The 16,570-nt window shown below is 65.5% G+C and carries 16 protein-coding genes; 1 reads left to right on the plus strand and 15 read right to left on the minus strand.

Translation table 11 applies throughout. The features are described 5' to 3' along the window. Positions 1 to 8: 8 nt before the first annotated feature. The 13 genes from A3E1_RS0114650 to A3E1_RS0114710 form a co-directional block, all read right to left on the minus strand. Entirely contained in the window at positions 9 to 1,190 is a 1,182-nt protein-coding gene (locus A3E1_RS0114650; protein WP_020521533.1) for a Gfo/Idh/MocA family protein, read from the minus strand. Position 1,191: 1 nt separating this feature from the next. Next, entirely contained in the window at positions 1,192 to 2,226 is a 1,035-nt protein-coding gene (locus A3E1_RS0114655; RefSeq protein ID WP_026208444.1) for a substrate-binding domain-containing protein, read from the minus strand. A gap of 66 nt (positions 2,227 to 2,292) precedes the next feature. Further along, positions 2,293 to 3,297, minus strand: a complete 1,005-nt coding sequence (locus A3E1_RS0114660) for an ABC transporter permease (protein WP_020521535.1) — start codon at positions 3,295 to 3,297, stop codon at positions 2,293 to 2,295. Next, positions 3,294 to 4,826 carry a sugar ABC transporter ATP-binding protein gene (locus A3E1_RS0114665; protein WP_020521536.1) on the minus strand — a complete coding sequence of 511 codons (1,533 nt, stop codon included), beginning with the start codon at positions 4,824 to 4,826 and terminating at the stop codon, positions 3,294 to 3,296. The genes A3E1_RS0114660 and A3E1_RS0114665 overlap by 4 nt, the downstream gene beginning before the upstream one ends. Continuing rightward, positions 4,823 to 6,028 carry an ROK family transcriptional regulator gene (locus A3E1_RS0114670; RefSeq protein WP_245571178.1) on the minus strand — a complete coding sequence of 402 codons (1,206 nt, stop codon included), beginning with the start codon at positions 6,026 to 6,028 and terminating at the stop codon, positions 4,823 to 4,825. Before A3E1_RS0114670 ends, A3E1_RS0114665 begins: the two co-directional genes overlap by 4 nt. Before the next feature lie 105 nt (positions 6,029 to 6,133). Beyond that, complete coding sequence (locus A3E1_RS0114675) at positions 6,134 to 7,174, minus strand: polyprenyl synthetase family protein (protein WP_020521538.1); 1,041 nt, start codon at positions 7,172 to 7,174, stop codon at positions 6,134 to 6,136. Then, positions 7,171 to 8,544, minus strand: coding sequence for a nucleotide pyrophosphatase/phosphodiesterase family protein (locus A3E1_RS0114680; RefSeq protein WP_020521539.1), 1,374 nt, complete (start codon positions 8,542 to 8,544; stop codon positions 7,171 to 7,173). Before A3E1_RS0114680 ends, A3E1_RS0114675 begins: the two co-directional genes overlap by 4 nt. Continuing rightward, the gene (gene eboE / locus A3E1_RS0114685; protein WP_020521540.1) at positions 8,545 to 9,681 is read right to left on the minus strand and encodes a metabolite traffic protein EboE; all 1,137 of its coding nucleotides are present in this window, start codon (positions 9,679 to 9,681) and stop codon (positions 8,545 to 8,547) included. Then, positions 9,681 to 10,529, minus strand: a complete 849-nt coding sequence (locus tag A3E1_RS0114690; RefSeq protein ID WP_020521541.1) for a TatD family hydrolase — start codon at positions 10,527 to 10,529, stop codon at positions 9,681 to 9,683. The genes eboE and A3E1_RS0114690 overlap by 1 nt, the downstream gene beginning before the upstream one ends. Next, complete coding sequence (locus A3E1_RS0114695) at positions 10,529 to 11,047, minus strand: EboA domain-containing protein (protein ID WP_020521542.1); 519 nt, start codon at positions 11,045 to 11,047, stop codon at positions 10,529 to 10,531. Before A3E1_RS0114695 ends, A3E1_RS0114690 begins: the two co-directional genes overlap by 1 nt. Continuing rightward, positions 11,044 to 11,865, minus strand: coding sequence for a sugar phosphate isomerase/epimerase family protein (locus A3E1_RS0114700; RefSeq protein ID WP_020521543.1), 822 nt, complete (start codon positions 11,863 to 11,865; stop codon positions 11,044 to 11,046). The genes A3E1_RS0114695 and A3E1_RS0114700 overlap by 4 nt, the downstream gene beginning before the upstream one ends. Further along, a complete protein-coding gene (locus A3E1_RS0114705; protein ID WP_245571180.1) occupies positions 11,862 to 12,776 on the minus strand; it encodes an SCO3242 family prenyltransferase in 915 nt (304 codons plus the stop codon). Before A3E1_RS0114705 ends, A3E1_RS0114700 begins: the two co-directional genes overlap by 4 nt. After that, positions 12,749 to 13,870, minus strand: coding sequence for an inositol-3-phosphate synthase (locus A3E1_RS0114710; protein WP_026208448.1), 1,122 nt, complete (start codon positions 13,868 to 13,870; stop codon positions 12,749 to 12,751). Before A3E1_RS0114710 ends, A3E1_RS0114705 begins: the two co-directional genes overlap by 28 nt. 103 nt (positions 13,871 to 13,973) lie before the next feature. On the opposite strand from A3E1_RS0114710, the gene A3E1_RS49135 reads away from it, so the two are divergent. Next, entirely contained in the window at positions 13,974 to 14,276 is a 303-nt protein-coding gene (locus A3E1_RS49135) for a GNAT family N-acetyltransferase (protein ID WP_026208449.1), read from the plus strand. On the opposite strand, the gene A3E1_RS0114720 is transcribed toward A3E1_RS49135, so the two are convergent. Then, positions 14,269 to 15,345 (minus strand): hypothetical protein, encoded by a 1,077-nt coding sequence (locus A3E1_RS0114720; protein WP_020521547.1) that lies wholly within the window; start codon positions 15,343 to 15,345, stop codon positions 14,269 to 14,271. The genes A3E1_RS49135 and A3E1_RS0114720 overlap by 8 nt on opposite strands. A 75-nt stretch (positions 15,346 to 15,420) precedes the next feature. Next, complete coding sequence (locus A3E1_RS0114725) at positions 15,421 to 16,569, minus strand: ROK family transcriptional regulator (protein ID WP_020521548.1); 1,149 nt, start codon at positions 16,567 to 16,569, stop codon at positions 15,421 to 15,423. Between the last annotated feature and the right edge of the window lies 1 nt (position 16,570).

The following is a 16,570-nucleotide window of genomic DNA, read 5'->3' on the forward strand; positions in this document are numbered from 1 at the left end:
GTGTGGTGTTAGCTCGCCGCCGCGGCAAACACCGGTTCCACTTCAGTCCACGTGGATCCGGTCTCAGCCGAGCGCAACACCGCGTCAAGCACCAATTGCACCTGCAGAGCGTCCCCAAAGGACGGTGCGGGCCTGGTTCCCGTCGCTACGGCGGTGATGAAATCACGAGCTTGATGAGTGAAGGAGTGTTCGTATCCGATGATGTGGCCAGGCGGCCACCAAGCGGACAGATAAGGGTGCTCGGGCTCGGTCACGAGGATCCGGTTGAATCCTTGCTCCGGTCCCGGTTTGGTCGCGTCGTAGAACTCGAGTTCGTTCAGGCGTTCCAGGTCGAAGACCAGTGACCCGAGCGAACCGTTAATCTCGATGCGCAGCGCGTTCTTGCGTCCCGTGGCGAACCGTGACGCCTCATAGGTCGCGATCGCCCCTCCGCTCAGACGCGCCACGAAGACCGCCGCGTCGTCGACCGTGACGTGCCCGGTACGGCCCCCGTCACGTGACGCCGCGAGGCCTGATGACTCCGACGGAAGCGGCCGCTCCTTGATGAAGGTCTCGGTCACGGCGCTCACGCCGCTGATCTGTTGCCCGGTAATGAACTGGGTCAGATCCACGATGTGAGCGCCAATGTCACCAAGCGCACCGGAACCAGCCTTGTCCCGCTGAAGCCGCCACACGAGCGGAAACTCCGGGTCTGTGATCCAGTCCTGGAGGTACACCGCGCGCACGTGCCGTATCTTGCCGACGCGGCCCTGGGCGACCAGGTCCCGCATCAGCGTCGTGGCCGGCACGCGCCGGTAGTTGTACCCGCACATCGCCACGCCAGGCGCCGCGTCGGCGGCGGCCACCATGGCCCGCGCCTCCTCGGCCGTATTCGCCAGCGGCTTCTCGCAAAGCACGTGTTTTCCTGCCGCGAGAGCTGCGATGGCGATCTCAGCGTGGCTATCTCCGGGTGTGCAGATATCGATGACATCGATGTCGTCCCGGTTGATGAGTGAGCGCCAGTCGGTTTCGTAGGACTCCCAGCCAAGCCGGCCCGCGGCGGCTGCGACCTTTTCCTTGTCGCGGCCGCAGACAGCTGCCATCTGTATCTGCATTGGCAGGTCGAAGACCCGGTTCACGGTGCGCCACGCCTGTGAATGCGCGGCGCCCATGAACGCGTACCCGATCATGCCAACCCGGAGATTTGCCATATCAGAATCCAAGCTTCAAATAGGTCTGTGCGTTTTCTTTGGTGATGGTTTCGGAGGCGAGAATGACCTCCTTCGGCACCTGCAGCTCGACGAGATCTGCCATGCCTTTGTTCTGGCCGATGAGCCGGGCCAGAGAGATGGCCGAGGACGCCATCGAGGGGCTGTAGGTGACGGTCGCTTTGAGGACGGACTTGTCTCCAGCGATGTCTTCGATCGCCTTCTTCGAGCCCGCGCCGCCGACCATCAGGAACTCGTTGCGGCTAGCGGCGTTGATGGCCGCGAGCACACCGATTCCCTGGTCGTCGTCGTGGTTCCACAGAGCGTCCATCTTGGGCAGTGCCTGCAGCAGGTTCTGCGCTTCCTTCTGGCCGGTGTCCGCGGTGAAGCGGGCGGCACGGCGGTTGGCCACCGTAAAGCCATACGTAGCAAGGGCTGCCTTGAAGCCCTGGCTGCGCTCCTGGGTGAGCTCCAGCTCGTCCATGCCGGCGATTTCACCGATGATCGGGCTGGCGATGTTCTTGGCCTTGAGGGCCTTGCCAATGTAGTGACCGGCCGCGACACCCATGCCGTAGTTGTCGCCCTTGATCTGGCAACGGTAGGCGAGAGCGTCGGGGAAGGCGCGGTCGAGGTTCACGACCGGGATGCCAGCATTCATGGCCTTGAGGCCGAAAGCGTTGAGCTCCTTGCCGTCGTGCGGGAGCAGCACGATGACGTCAGGCTTCTCAGCGATGAGGGTCTCGAGCACGGCGCGCTGTGCCGCCGCGTCCTTGCCGGCCTCAACCTGCTTGAACGTCACGTCCGAGTAGGTGGCCGCTTGTGCCTTGGCGTTGTTGGTGATGGCCGCGATCCAGCCGTGATCAGCGGCGGGAGCGGAGAAGCCGATCGTGATCTTCTTGCCCGGTGCCGCGTTAGGGTTGCCCGCGTCGGGGCCCTTGGTCTGCGCGTTGCCGGAGGGTGTTTCGTTGCTGGTGCATCCAGCCGCCGCGAGCGCGCCTAAAACGGCACCGCCGAGCAACATATTGCGGCGAGTTGCCATACATTCCTCCTGAAAAAGGGTGTGAGCAGCCAGGCCATTCATAGATGGCCATTTTTGGAGCGTCGTTTACGTGCGTGTCAGGAGTTGCTTGACTGACTTGAATTTCAGCTGCTGGACAAGGACAGCGAAGACAATGATTCCGCCCTTGACCATGTTCTGGACCTCGGTCGGCAGGTTCGCGATGGCGAAAAGATTCGTGATGGTCGCGAAGACGACCACCCCGATCAGTGAACCCGTCACCGTGCCCCGGCCACCGGAAAGCAGTGTGCCTCCGATGATCGCGGCGGCGATGGCGTCGAGTTCATAGAGTTCGGCCGCGGCGGCCTGCGATGAGGTAGCTAGTGAGGTGAGCATGATGGCCGCGATGCCACAGCACAGGCCGGACAGCGCGTAGAGCAGCATGGTGTGCCGGCGAACGTTGATGCCAGCGAGCCGGGCCGCTTCCTGGTTTCCGCCGATGGCGACGGTCCGCCGGCCAAACGTGGTGCGGTTGAGCAGCACCCAGCCGAGACCGGCGACAGCGAGCAGAACGAGCACGAGCGAAGGAATGCCAAGCACTTTGCTGCTGGCAAGCCCGTTGATGAACTGGTCGTTGGACACCTGCGTTTGCTTGCCCGAGATCTGGGCGGCAAGACCACGCGCGGCGACCAGCATCGCCAGCGTGGCGATGAAGGGAACCAGCCGTCCATAGGCGATGAGCACCCCGTTGACGAGACCGGCGAGGACACCGACGATGATCGCGGTGAAGATCATGCCACCGGCCCCGAAGCTTTGGGTCGCAACGGTTGTCGACCAGACCCCGGCTAGAGCGATCAGGGCGCCGACGCTCAGGTCGATGCCGCCGCCAATAATCACGAACGTCATGCCGACCGTGACCACCCCGATGGCGGCGGCCTGCTGCAGGATGACGAGCGTGTTGTCCACGACCCATTGCGGGTCGCCATAAAGGTCGGGCCGGATGATGGCGCCGATGCCGAACAGGGCGACCAGCACCCCGATCAGGCCGAGGTTACGCCGCAAGGGCTCACGGGACTCGTCCCGCCACCAGCCGGTAGTCGTCAACGCTGTCACGCCGCTTCTTCTCCAGAAGTATCAAGCGACCCCGCCATGACGAGGTCAAGCACGTCATCTTCGGTGAGCTGCCCGGCATCGGCCTGCCGGACCACACGGCCCTCACGCATGACGAGCACGCGGTCGGCCAGCCCGAGTACCTCAGGCACTTCACTGGACACCAGCAACACACCGACGCCTTGGGCGGTCAGTTGCCGGATCACTTGGTAGAGCTCAGCTCGCGCCCCGATGTCGACGCCACGCGTTGGCTCGTCGAGGATCAGCAGCTTGGTGCCGCCGAGCAACCACCGTCCAACCACGACCTTCTGCTGGTTGCCGCCCGAGAGGGTGCTCACGGAACGGCGGACGTCGCGTGGGCGCAGCTCCAGCTGATCGGCCACGGCCATCGACTCGCGCTGTTCACGGTCCGCGTCGGTGAAGCCGAAGCGGGCGATCCGCGAGAAGGTCGTGAGGGTCATGTTGCGGTAGACCGGTTCTCCCAGGAGCAGCGCCTGCGACTTACGCTCCTCGGGTGCCATGCCGAGCCCGGCCCGCACCGCGGTGGCGACGCTGCCCCGCAATGGCTTTCCACTCATGGTGATGCTGCCGCTGTCAGCCCGCCGGGCGCCGAAGATAGTCTCCAGCAACTCCGAGCGGCCTGAGCCGACGAGGCCCGCGATGCCGACGATCTCGCCACCGTGGACTTTCAGCGAGACGTCGTGAAACTCGTTGTCCCGGCTGAGGTTTTCGACTTCTAGCAACAACTCGCCGCGCTCGGTTTCCGGCCGCGGCGGGAAGACATATTCGATGTTGCGGCCGGTCATCCGGCTCACGAGGTCACGCGTTGGCGTCGTGCGCGCGGGAAGGTTGACCGCACTGGTCTGACCGTCACGCAAAACCGTGACGCGGTCGCCGATCTCACGGATCTCTTCGAGCCGGTGCGAGATGTAGACGACAGCGATGCCCTGGGCGGTCAGATCACGGATGATCCGGAACAGGTTGGCGACCTCATCATGGGCGAGCACAGCGCTCGGCTCGTCCATGATGATGAGCTTGGCCTCGTGCGAAAGCGCACGGGCCATGCTCACCAACTGCTTGCCAGCGTTCGGAAGAGCGCGGACAAGCCGCCGCGGCGGGACCTCGGCGTGGCCCAGCCGCCGCAGGATCGTGGTCGTGTTGCGGGCGGCTTGCCCTGGCAGCACGAAACCAAATTTGCGGGGTTCGTGACCGAGGAACACATTCTCGGCGACAGACATGTCGTCAACGAGATCGAGTTCCTGGTAGATCGTGGCGATGCCGGCTTTCATCGCGGCTTGAGGGTTGGCGAACGACACCGGCTCGCCAAGCCACTCCACGGTGCCGGCGTCGGCCTTGTGCACGCCTGCGAGCACTTTGATCAAAGTGGACTTGCCGGCTCCGTTCTGGCCGAGCAGGCAATGCACCTCTCCGGCACGGACTTCCAGCTCGACACCGTCGAGGGCCCGCACGCCGGGAAAGTCTTTGACCACATTGGACAGACGGAGAATCACATCAGGTTCGGTCGTTGTCATGACGCCTGCTCAAAGAGGATTTCGCTGGCGAGGACGGCGGCACCGGCGACACCGGCCCTGCTTCCCAGCTCGGACAGCACGATGGGGAGATTGCCGGTCGCGAGTGGAAGCGAGCGGCGGTAGACGACGCTGCGGATCTCGGCTAGCAGGATGTGCCCCAGCTGAGCCAGCCCGCCACCGATCACAATCATGGACGGGTTGGTGAAGCTGACCAGACCGGCCAGCACCCCGCCCACCCGGCGGCCACCGTCACGGATCATCTGGATGCACGCGAGGTCGCCTTCCATGGCGCCAAGCGCGACATCCTGCGCCGTAACAGTCCCGTTAGAGGAAAGCCGTTCTTCCAGCGAAGCTGACTTGCCCATCTTGGCGGCCTCAAGTGCTTGCGCTCCAAGGACCGCGCCACTGAACAAGGCTTCGAGGCAGCCGATGTTGCCACACGAGCACACCGGCCCGTTGGGATCGACCTGGATGTGCCCGATGTCGCCAGCACAACCGTCGGTGCCGCGGTAGACCTCGCCCGCGAGGTGGATGCCGCAGCCGATGCCGGTGCCAATCTTGACGAACAGGAAGTTGTCGACCGAGTGCGCGACTCCACCGTGGCGCTCCCCGATCGCCATGATGTTCACGTCGTTGTCCACCACGGACGGGCAGCCGTGCTCACGGGACAGGAACTCGCGCACGGGGAACCGGTCCCACCCGGGCATTATCGGCGGCGAAACCGGAACACCGTCGCGGAAACTGACCGGGCCGGGCACGCCGATGCCAACCGCGTCGAGGCGGTCGTAGGCGCCTTCCACCTTGGCTTTGCCAAGCAGTTCGTTGACCCGGTGCAGGATCGCTTTGGGGCCGATTCTGATATCGGCTGGTTCGCTATAGGCGGCAATGGTTTCCAGCCGCGCGTCGACCACTTCGACGTCGATGGAGGTGGCGCCGAGGTCGACACCCGCGAACCGCAGCCGCGGGTTAAGCTCCACGAGCGTGGACCGCCTTCCCCCGCGTGACTCAGCAGGCCCGGCTTCGGCGATGATCTGCGCCGCCACGAGACGGTCCAGCTCGGCGAGCAGCCTGGTCCGGGGAATTTCGAGCCGGTCACCCAACTCTGCCCGCGACAGTGGCCCCTCATCCCGCAACATCCGCAGCAGGCGGACTTGCAGAGGTTCGGCCAATTCTCTCGCCAGGCTCATTAACGATGCTCCCATGTGGACACAGGGTATAGCCGGATGTTGTGTCAGAGAGGTTACGAGCTTTGCTTCGCCATGTCTATATCTTTTGTTCAAATGGAAAGAAGTTCTGTTGATCCATAATTAACTTCGCCGGGAAACGGCAAAGTTGGCCAGCTCACGCAGGTTCTCCCGGGCTGTCTCGCCTATGTATAGCGAGTTCAGGACCTTGAGCGCCTGGCGATGGCTGCGCTCAATCCGGGCTTCCGTTTCTTCTAGCGCACCAGTGCCGATCATGACGTCACGCACCGCCGCGGCACCTTGCTCATCGAGATCGGGCTGCCCGACGATCTCTCTTAGAAGCTTCGCGTGGCGGCGATTCGACCTTCGCCACGCCAGGGCGAGCAGCACGGTGGGCTTGGCTTGCCGCAGATCGTCCAAAACAGACTTTCCCGTGCGCGCGGGATCACCGAAGACACCAAGGATGTCATCACGCAATTGGAATGCTTCACCTAGAAGGTCACCGAAGTCTTCCAGAGACGACAGAAGTGCTTCGTCAGCTTCGGCGAGCGCGGCCCCGATCTGCAGGGGCCGCGCGATTGAGTAACGCGCTGTCTTCAGCCTGGCGACTTGCAAGGCCCGCTCGACCGCTCCAGGGCCACTGCCACGCGCCTGGGCGGTGATGTCCAGGAACTCCCCCGCGATGGCTTCAGCACGCGTCACGGTGAACAGAGCCTTGGCAGCGGGCGGGCCATGACATTGGTCAAACAGCGCCACGGCCCACGTCGCACAAAGGTTTCCAGCCAGCAAAGCGGCGTTGCGGCCGAAAGCCTGCGAATCGCCTTGCCAGCCTTGGTCTTCATGCCAGCCGGCGAACTCCTCATGCAGTGAGGGCTTGCCCCGCCGCATGGTGCTCGCGTCAATGATGTCGTCATGGATCAGCGCGAAACAGTGAAACAGCTCCAGCGCCGCCCCGGCGAAGATGGCCGGGTTGTCGTCGGCCCCCGCCTCAGCCACGCCATGCCAGCCCCAGTAGCAAAAGGCTGGGCGCATCCGTTTGCCACCGGTGCTGACGAAGCGCCGCACCGCGTCCAGCAAAGGGGACGGTTCCTGCTGGCGCAAGAACGTGCTCAGCACCTCGTCTACCCGGAAGGCGAGCGCGGCCGGCGCGGGGGCGATGGTCATGGCGTCAGCCCAGCCAGCCGCAGCAGCACTTTCTTGACCTCCGTCGCGGCTATCGCCGCCGGGGCCGCTTCCGCTTGAGAGCTAAGGAAAACCGGCGCATCGGCCGCGCTCTGTGGCAGCATGCCGTGCGACCCACGGATCGCGCTGGCTCCGGCTTCCAAACCGACGACATTCATCCGGTACCGCATGCCGAGTTTTTTCTTGAGAAGAGCCTTGGCCGCACGGCCCTTGGCGGCCCCGGGACCGGCCGGGTCGAAAAGCAACTCCGCCGGGTCATAGCCGGGCTTGCGGTGGATCTCGACATGCGTCGCGAAGTCGGGTGCCATCGCCGGGTCCAGCCAGTAGTAATAGGTGAACCAAGCGGGCGGTTCGGCCACGAGCACGAGTTCGCCGGAGCGCGGATGGTCCAGGCCGTGTTCAGCTTTCCCTTGCGCGTCAAGCACTTTGGCCACGCCCTTGAGATCGGCGCACAGCTTGGCCACGGTCGCGAGGTCGGCCTCGTCGCGCACATATACATGGGCGATCTGGTGGTCGGCGACGGCGAAAGCGCGGGAAGTCCACGGGTCGAGGTATTCCATGCCGTCCTGCGTGTGCACGTTGAGCAGGCCGTGTTCACGCAACAGCTTGTTGATGTGCACCGGCTGATCCGCTGGCGTGATCGCGTATTCAGACAGCGCCACGACGGTCGCGCCGCGTTCCTGGCAGTCGCCGAGCATTGGCGCGATGGCCTCATCGAGCTCCACCGCCGCCTTGATCGCCTCTGGCCCGTGCGGCCCGAACCGCTGCAAGTCATAGTCCAGGTGCGGAAGATAGACCAGCGTCAGGTCCGGCTGTCTCGTGCGCATGAGGTGCTGCGCCGTCTCGGCGATCCACTTCGACGAGGCGATCCCCGCCCCCGGTCCCCAGTAGCTGAACAACGGGAACACGGGCAGCTCATCGTGCAGGTCAGCGGGGAACGTGTAGCAGTCAGGCTCTTTACGCCCGTCGGCCCGGTAGATCGGCCGCGGGGTGACCGTCCAGTTCACGTCGGCACCCATCGCATACCACCAGCAGACATTGGCGACCGTGTAATCAGGATAGACCTGCCTCGCCGCCTGCCAGAGTTTCTCGCCGCCCATTAGCGCATGGTGCTGGCGCCACAACAGCACCTCGCCGAGATCGCGGAAGTACCAGCCGTTGCCGACAATGCCGTGCTCACGGGGCATTTCACCGGTCAGGAGGGTGGCCTGCATGCTGCACGTCACGGCAGGCAGGATCGGCTCCAGCCGCGACGAATGCTGGCACGTTCGCCGCAGGTTTGGCATGTGCTCAAGCAGGCTGGGGTTCAGACCCACCACGTTCAGCACGACCAGAGGGGTTGGCCGGTCCATTCAGGACACCCTTTCCTTGAGGAACCTCAGCTCAGCGGCGATCCCGCGGGCCAGATCCCGATCCGTCACCGGGCGGCTCGCCGCAGGCAGCACACCCCATGTGTAGGTCTCCACTTCGAGGTGGTCGACACCGGCCGCCACGAGGGCGTCGATGCCCTCAGTGAGCACGTCCACGCTGGTGCTCAGCGGTTCGAGCGCGGCGGCGTGAATAGGGGCGTGGAAGTGCACGCGCCACGGGCCGTCTGCTTGTGCTTCAAGCGCTTGCGGCAAATCGTCAAACGCGTCGCCGCCCTGTGCCCGCGTCTGATGCAGGAACCGCGGCTCGACATAGGACTCCAGCACGGCCCGCGCTCTATCCGGATCGGCGACCTCTAGCGCCGCCGAGATCTGTGCCTTGACGACGGGGATTCCCGCTTCCTCCAGCGCTTTGAGCGCGACTTTCGGCTCTTCCCACGCACACGCCAGGTGCGCCAGATCCACACACACGCCGAGATGTCCGGTGTCGATGCCCTCCCACCCGTGAAGGTCAATGCCGGCGCCTTCGCGCCAGGCGGCTGCCGGCCGAAGGTGAGTAATGGCATCGGCTGTCGTTTCGATCAGGCATCCTGGCTCAGGCTCAAAGGCGACGCGGATCAGGCGCGGCAGTTGGCGCAGCCCTGCCGCCAGCGCGTTGAGATTGGCGTGGGCTGCGTTCGCGCGCTCGGCATCCCACGGCGTGCGCCACGCCAACGGGAGGGTGGAGATCGAGCCACGGACCGCGTCATCGGGCAGCAGATCGGCGAGAACCGTTGCCAGATCGAGGGTGTAGCGCAGCCGCTGCTCATCCGTCCAATCCGGATAGTAGACGCCGTACTTCACGACCGGGGCCTGGAACGCCTCGTATGGGAAGCCGTTGAACGTCACCGTTTCCAGGCCGCGGCTCGTTAGTTCGTGCTTGAACTTCGCACGCAGGCCGGCGTCGGCCGCGAGCGCCGCCGCCACGGGGGCGGCCAGCCACAGCCCGAGGCCCAGCACGTCCACGCCAAGTTCTTTGCGCACCGGTACGGCGAAGCGGTCCAGTTGTGCCACGATGCCGGCGAGGTCCTCGGCCGGGTGCACGTTAGTGCAGTAAGCCAAGTGAAGGTGGCCGGCTCGCATCACGAACCGCCGCGCAGAATCGTGTTGCCCTCAAACGCCCCGCCCGCTTCGGCTTCACCGAGGTCCAGCCGCCCCGACTGCCCGTAGAACTCGGCCGGATTGCGCCACAGGACTTTGTCGATCTCGTCAGCGGTGAAACCCGCTGCTGCCATGGCCTCGGCGGTGCGCACGGTCAGCAGCGGGTCCGACTTTCCCCAGTCCGCGGCGGAGTTCACGAGCATGCGGTCCAGGCCGTATTCACGCAGGATCACCACCATGCGATCCGGCGACATCTTGGTATCCGGGTAGATCGAGAAGCCCATCCAGCAGCCGGTCTCGAGGACCGATGCCACGGTGACCTCGTTGAGGTGGTCCAGCACGACCCGGCCCGGTTCTATGCCGGACTCTTTGACCACGTCCAGGCTCCGCTGAGTACCAGCTGATTTGTCCCTATGGGGAGTGTGAACCAGAGCGGGCAGGTCGTGTGCTAGTGCCAATTGCAGCTGCTGAGCGAAGACTTCGTCTTCCTCCGGGGTCATCGAGTCGTAGCCGATCTCGCCGACGGCCACCACGCGGTCTTTGACCAGATAGCGCGGCAGCACCTGAAGCACCTCACGGCACCGGGGATCGTTGGCTTCCTTGGGATTCAGCGCGATCGTGCAGTGGTGCGTGATGCCATATTGCGCGGCACGATAGGGCTCCCAGCCCATGATGGCGTCGAAGTAGTCGGTGAAGGAGCCGACGCTGGTGCGGGGCTGGCCGAGCCAGAACGCCGGCTCCACCACGGCTGTCACCCCGTTGGCCGCCATGCGCTCGTAGTCGTCGGTCGTGCGCGACGTCATGTGGATGTGCGGGTCGAAGATGCGCATCAGGCCAGCCTCTCTAGCAGGGCAACGGCATCGGCGGGCATAACGCGGCCCGCCGCTTCGCGTTCGTCACGCAGGCCGCCGAGCATGCGCGCCAGTTCGGCGTCGGCACGCTCGTCAAGCCCGTGCAGAGACGACAACGGCAGTCCCATGAAGACACTCTTGAGCACGCCTTGGCGCCACTCAGCGTCGGCCAGATGGCGGGAGTACGGGCCGAGTGCCGCCGCGATCAGCCGGGAGTCGTTGGAGCGTAAGGCATCGCGGAGCAGCTCCACACAGCCGTCGCCCACGTCCAAAGACGGCAACGTCTTGAGCACGGCCCGTTTCTCGTCGTTGTCGCCATGGTGGTAGAGGCCGGCGACCTCTTTGGCCAGGCTCTCGCCTGATAACGCCAGGAGGAGGGCCGCCCTGGCCTCGTCGGCGTTGTCGCGCCCAGCCCGGCGTCCCGCGGCGGGAAACAGCGCCCGGATCGCGGTGGCCTCCTTTGCCACGGCCGTTACAGCGTCTTCAAGCCACGTCATGAGTGCTCCCGAAGATAGGTCAGCGACCGTGCGGCGACGGCCGGGGCGGCGTGCGAATGGCGCGGTAGCTCCACCGCGACCAGGCCGTCATATTCCACTTCGGACAAAGCGGTGAGCACGGACCGAAACTCGATCTCGCCCTCCCCAAACTCCAAGTGCTCGTGCACGCCCCGTTTCATGTCGTCTATCTGCACGTTCACGAGATAAGGCCCGGCAAGGCGAACGCAGTCGTCAACCGGCAGCGGCTCGACCGCCCGGCAGTGCCCGATGTCGAGCGTGAGCCCAAAGCGTGGCGGCTGGCCGAGATCGTGCCGGAGGCGATGCCAGTCAGACAGCGACTCGACGAGCATGCCCGGCTCGGGTTCGAAGCCCAGCATGACGTCGCGGCTGTCGGCTGCTTCAGCGACTTCGGCGCACCCGCGAACCAAGCGCTCCCAAGCGACTTCGGTGTCGGCGCGGCACACGCCCGCCCAGAACGAAACCGCTTCGGCGCCAAGGTCGTGCGCGATGTCGATGGCGAGCTTGAGGAAGCCAATGCGTTTGCTGGCGTCGTCGTCGAGCAGAGTTGGCGCGTGCTTGTTCCACGGGTCGAGCAGATAGCGGGCGCCTGTTTCGATGACGACAGCGAGGTCATACCGTTCGAGCAGGCGGCCGACCGCTTCGACCCGCCAGCCGAGCCCGGGGGCATAGGGGTCAAGGTGGTTGTGGTCCAGTGTCAGGGCCACGCCCTCGTAGCCGAGGTCGGAGATGACCGCGAAAGCGTCCTCAAGGCGATGGTTGGCGAAACCGTTGGTGCCGTAGCCGAAGCGCAGCGTCATGTCGCCCGCCTGGCCAGACGCTTGCCGAGAGCGGCTCCTAGGGCCACCAGCGCCCCGAGCACCGGCCTGCCCTGGCGGGCCGTCAAAGCGCCTTGAAGTGCGGGTAACGCCATGATCCCCGCCCCAACAGCGGCACGGACATGCTCCGCGTTCGGCTTGTCCATGACTTTGCGTTGCGCCGTCCCGAATCGCTTGAGATACCAGCCGCTGAGGGCCGCGGCAGCGCCCTTGTCCACTCCGGACATTCCCGATGTGCGCGCCGGGCGGGAAGGGGTGCCTGATGGGCGCGTTAGCGAGGTGGCGGCCGCCGCGATGGCGGCCGTGGCGGGAAGGGTTTTGCGGGCGAGGGAAGCGTCGGCGCCGTGGACTTCGTGGCGGGACAGTTCGGTCACGACGTAGGTATGCGCGGCCACGACCGCCGCTGTCGGCAGGGCACGGGTGATACGTCCGCCGCTGGCGCCCAGGAGCACGTCGAGCCCCCGGCACGCGGCCATGACGGCCGGTCCCTGAGCGGTGTTCTTCCACTTGAGGTCGTAGGCCCAGATCGCCGCCGTGAGCGGAACCGCGACGCTTAACGCCCGTCGCCCACCGGCCAGCGCGGCGATGCCGAGCCCCGCCGCGGTCAGTCCACTGGCGACGGTCAGCGCCTGCGACGGGGTAACGCGTCCCGACGGAATGGGCCGTTCCGGGCGCTCGATCTCGTCCAGTTCACGGTCGGCCCAGTCGTTGGCCGCCATGCCCGCGTAATAGAGGCACACAGAGGCCGCGGCCAGCCCAGCGGTCCTGCCGCTCACACAGTCAGCCGCCGCGGCTCCCGCGATCGCGTCACCCGGAACCGACAGCGCGGCTGGGGCTCGCACCAGCTCAAGCAGATCGCGCCACATCAGCTCCACCCACCGATCCAGTCGCACAGCAGATTCCATTGGGCGGCAAGACCGTGCGGCACGTCACCGAGAGGATCCTTGAAGAAGAACGCGAGTTCGGGCAAGGGACCACTCAACCCTTGAGCGTGCGCGGCGGCGGTCAGGCGGGCCAGATCGAGCACGAGCGGTGCGGCGAGCGCGGAATCGCAGCCGTGCCAAGTGAACTCAAGCCGCATGCGCGTGCCGAGGAAACCGCTGAACGTGATCAGGTCCCAGGCCGTCTTCAGGTCGCCTATGTCTGGTACGAAATCGATGCGGGTTTGCCCTTCAGGCTCATAGCCCAGCGTCTCGCGCAGCACGCGCTGCTTGCTGGCCACCTTGGCGGCATTGGCGCCCGGCTCGGCTAGTGTCGCGCCGTCTCCCCCGCCGAGCAGGTTGATCCCCGACCAAGAGCGCACCTGCAGGTGACGCATCGCGAACATGGGTGCGAGCACCGATTTCAGCAGAGTCTCGCCTGTCTTGCCGTCATGCCCGGCGTAAGGAACTTGGTTCTCCAGGGCTAGTTCGTGCAGAGCGGGAATCCGGGCACCGGTCGACGGCGTGAAGTCCACATAGGAGCAGCCAGCGCTGAGCGCGGCATGGGCGTAAAGCGAGCTCCACGACAGCACCTGCCCCGCGCGCATGGCTTCTTGCAGCATGCCGAGGTCACCGTCGAAGTGCCGCAAGGGTTCCGTCGCCGAGACGTTGACGACCACGATCCGGTCGAGATCGTGCCGCTCCTGGAAGCGCCTAAGGTCATCGGCGGCACGCTGGGCCACCTCGAGCTGATGGCGTCCCGTGGGCACGGGAAGCACCTCGCCCTCAAGCGAATTCAGCTCCGGCAACACGGCTTGCACGATGGGAGCTGGCAGCACCCCGGCCGCGGCGAGATCTTGCGCCTTCTTGACGAGGCACAAGGGCGCGCTATCGTGCCCTCCAATGTAGAGATCGTTCAGGGCTGGGATGGCCGGGTGGCGCAGGGCGGGCAGTTCGGTGACCAAACCGGGCGGTCCGGCGAACGAACCACGCACGGCTAGCGCTCCAACGATGCTGGTCACGGCCACTGAACCACGAGCGCCGATCAGCCACATTCCGGTGCGCACAAGGGCCTCCGTCACGTCTTAGTGACGGCCATATTAAATCCGTATACGCAAAACTTTCTAGATAGTGCGACTTAGTTTTTTCGATTTGAGCAAAACTTCCGCCATGCTGGAGGATAAGTGCGTGACGTATGTCCTCACGACACAGTCAGCCATTCCCGCAGGCAGCTTAGCCGCCACCCCGCAGCCGATCATCGATGCTGAAGGCGGTTTGCGTGTCCTGGGCGCGGTGAGCGTTTGGGCTTTCGGCACCGGCTTCCACCGCCTGCACCTCGACCATTCGTTCCGCAACGCGGCGTCGTGCCGGGTCGCCGAGAAGGCGGGCTTCGTCCTGGAGGGAACCAAGCGAAGCGCTGCCATCCACGCCGACGGCCGGCACGACATGCATCTGCATGCGTGGGTTATTTGAAGTTCATGGACACGCCGCGGGGATAGGCGCCATCGCGAAGCTCCAGCCACGACAGTGGTTCCTGATCCGGCAAGGTGAACACGAGCGTCCCGAGCCGGCGCTCCCCTGCCGCTAACGGCGCGGCGAAGATGTCCGAGCCACCGTTGGCCGCGACAGTCGCGTCGTGATCCGGCTCGACCCACTTCTGCGGCGTCTCGTGCAGCCGCTGCATCCGCCGGTGCCAAGGCTGCATCGAGCTGGCCGTGTTGCGGATGGACACGATCGCCTGACACCGGCGGGTTTCAGTGTTCTGGCAGAACCATTGGTAGACGGTGAATTCAGCCCGGCCAGCCATCGCGGGCAACCCGATCTGCAACGACTCCTGGCCCCGTGTCGTCAGCACGCTGTTGGCCCCGGTCGCGGTCGAGACAGCCGACTTGGTGCGCTTGGCCACGTAACCAAGGATGCCCGCGGAAACCACGACGAGCGCGACGGCCGCGGCCACGACAGCGAGGAAACTGCGGCGCGGGCGCATCCAGGCGAACAGGCCGGGGATCCAGCGATCACGCCAGCGGTACGCCGCGTACCCGCCCGCGCCGATGGCCGCCACGGCGAGGGTCCACAGCAGAACCGCCGTCCACGGGAACGGGCCGCTGGAACGCTCCTGAGCGATAGCCAGCGGCAGATCGCCGACGAGACAATCGCGCACGGGACCGTGCGGCTCGGCGATGCAGACCGTCGTGCGGGCCGAGGAGGAAAGCGACGGGAAAACGGCATCCGTGCTCAGCACTACCGCTTGCAGCGGCGGCACTTCTACGGCCATCCACTGTGCGCCGCCACCGTCCACTTTGGCCTCGCCTGACGCCGACACGGTGGTCGGTGCCTCGGCGAAGCTCTGCGTCACCATCACCGTTTGCGGATCGGGCCGGGTGTTTTGCAGCATCACTGAGTAACCGACTTTGGCTTCGGCTCCCGCGGCTTGAATGCGCACGAGGAGTGGGGGCGCTGGCGCCGGGTCAGCGGCCGCGGGGCTTCCCGCGAAGGCGAAAGCGCTGGCCAGCAGCGCGCAGAGCAGCAGTTTCCGTGTCACAGTTGCCGACTGTATGGGCGGTTTCAAGCAGGCGCGCGTTGTTTGCGATTTTGCCCCGCGAGCTGACTTGAGCCGCTAAGCTAGCGGATCTTCCAGGAGCGCCTGGAAGGCTAGCTCGGCCGCTCCGATGAGAGCGGCGTCCACCCCGAGTGCCGGAGTCCGCAGGCGCACGTGCTCACGGGTCGCGGCCAGGCCCATGCTGGCGAGCTTGCTGCGCACCTGCGCGGCTGACGCGAGATAGACGTCGCGCAACGTCCCGCCAAAGATCACGAGCTCCGGGTTGAAGATGTTCACCAGATTGGCGACCCCGAAGCCGAGCCAATCGCCCACGTGACGGACCGCCGAGATGGCGACGGCGTCGCCGCGAGCGGCCCGGTCGACGACGGCTAACACCGCTGAGAGCCCGGTTTCGTTGCTGCCAGCCAGCTCCAGCAGCGGCAGCTCGCCAATCTCGGTCTCCCAGCAGCCTTTTGAGCCGCAGCTGCACCGCCGGCCAGACGGGTTGACCACCATGTGGCCGACTTCCCCGCCGTAGCCTCCGTGCCCGGTGACCCGGCGTCCACCCGCGATGATCCCGGCGCCCACACCGACGTCGCCATAGACGTAAATAACGTTGTCACAACCCGCGGCCACGCCCCTGGTGTGCTCGGCGAGCGCGCACAGGTCGGCCACGTTGCCCACTTTGACCTGGGGAAGCAGATCCGGCAACTGCTCCCGCACGAGTGTCGCGATAGGAAGGTCGCCGTGCAGATGCACCACACCGTCCTCGTGGCGGACCATCCCCGCGACCGCGATTCCCGCGCCGAGGCAACGCCCAGCGCCGGTCATGTCCCGGATGAATGTCGCGATCGGACTGATTAGGTCACTCGTTTCGCCCCGGGGACGGCTCGCACTGCGCTGATCCAGGATGACGCCGCCGAGGCCGACCCGGGCAACCCGGATCTGGTCCACCTCAACGCTAACCGCGTAGGAGTAGACCGTCTCCGACATTGCCCGGACCACAAGCGACGGCCTTCCGGCCCGGCCAGTTTCGCGAGGCGCTTCCTCGGTCACCAGGCCGGCCTCGGTCAGATCTGCCGTCAAAGCCCCGATGGTGGAGCGGTTCAGGCCAAGCTCCGTCGTGAGTTCCGCCCGCGACATCTGGCCACGCTCGTGCACGAACCGCAAGAGCGCGCCTAGATTCTGCCGCCGGATCTCCTCCTGGCTCGGTGCCGATGCCCGCATT

This window comes from Catelliglobosispora koreensis DSM 44566, from assembly GCF_000379685.1.
GTDB classification, from domain to species: domain Bacteria; phylum Actinomycetota; class Actinomycetes; order Mycobacteriales; family Micromonosporaceae; genus Catelliglobosispora; species Catelliglobosispora koreensis.

Coding starts and splice junctions, on each gene's coding strand:
- A3E1_RS0114690 (WP_020521541.1), bottom strand. CDS start 10,529: ATGCGCATCTTCGACCCGCACATCCACATGACGTCGCGCACGACCGAC.
- A3E1_RS0114650 (WP_020521533.1), bottom strand. CDS start 1,190: ATGGCAAATCTCCGGGTTGGCATGATCGGGTACGCGTTCATGGGCGCC.
- A3E1_RS0114665 (WP_020521536.1), bottom strand. CDS start 4,826: ATGACAACGACCGAACCTGATGTGATTCTCCGTCTGTCCAATGTGGTC.
- A3E1_RS0114655 (WP_026208444.1), bottom strand. CDS start 2,226: ATGGCAACTCGCCGCAATATGTTGCTCGGCGGTGCCGTTTTAGGCGCG.
- A3E1_RS0114695 (WP_020521542.1), bottom strand. CDS start 11,047: ATGACGTGGCTTGAAGACGCTGTAACGGCCGTGGCAAAGGAGGCCACC.
- A3E1_RS0114700 (WP_020521543.1), bottom strand. CDS start 11,865: ATGACGCTGCGCTTCGGCTACGGCACCAACGGTTTCGCCAACCATCGC.
- A3E1_RS0114680 (WP_020521539.1), bottom strand. CDS start 8,544: ATGGACCGGCCAACCCCTCTGGTCGTGCTGAACGTGGTGGGTCTGAAC.
- eboE (WP_020521540.1), bottom strand. CDS start 9,681: ATGCGAGCCGGCCACCTTCACTTGGCTTACTGCACTAACGTGCACCCG.
- A3E1_RS0114675 (WP_020521538.1), bottom strand. CDS start 7,174: ATGACCATCGCCCCCGCGCCGGCCGCGCTCGCCTTCCGGGTAGACGAG.
- A3E1_RS49135 (WP_026208449.1), top strand. CDS start 13,974: ATGCTGGAGGATAAGTGCGTGACGTATGTCCTCACGACACAGTCAGCC.
- A3E1_RS0114725 (WP_020521548.1), bottom strand. CDS start 16,569: ATGCGGGCATCGGCACCGAGCCAGGAGGAGATCCGGCGGCAGAATCTA.
- A3E1_RS0114670 (WP_245571178.1), bottom strand. CDS start 6,028: ATGGGAGCATCGTTAATGAGCCTGGCGAGAGAATTGGCCGAACCTCTG.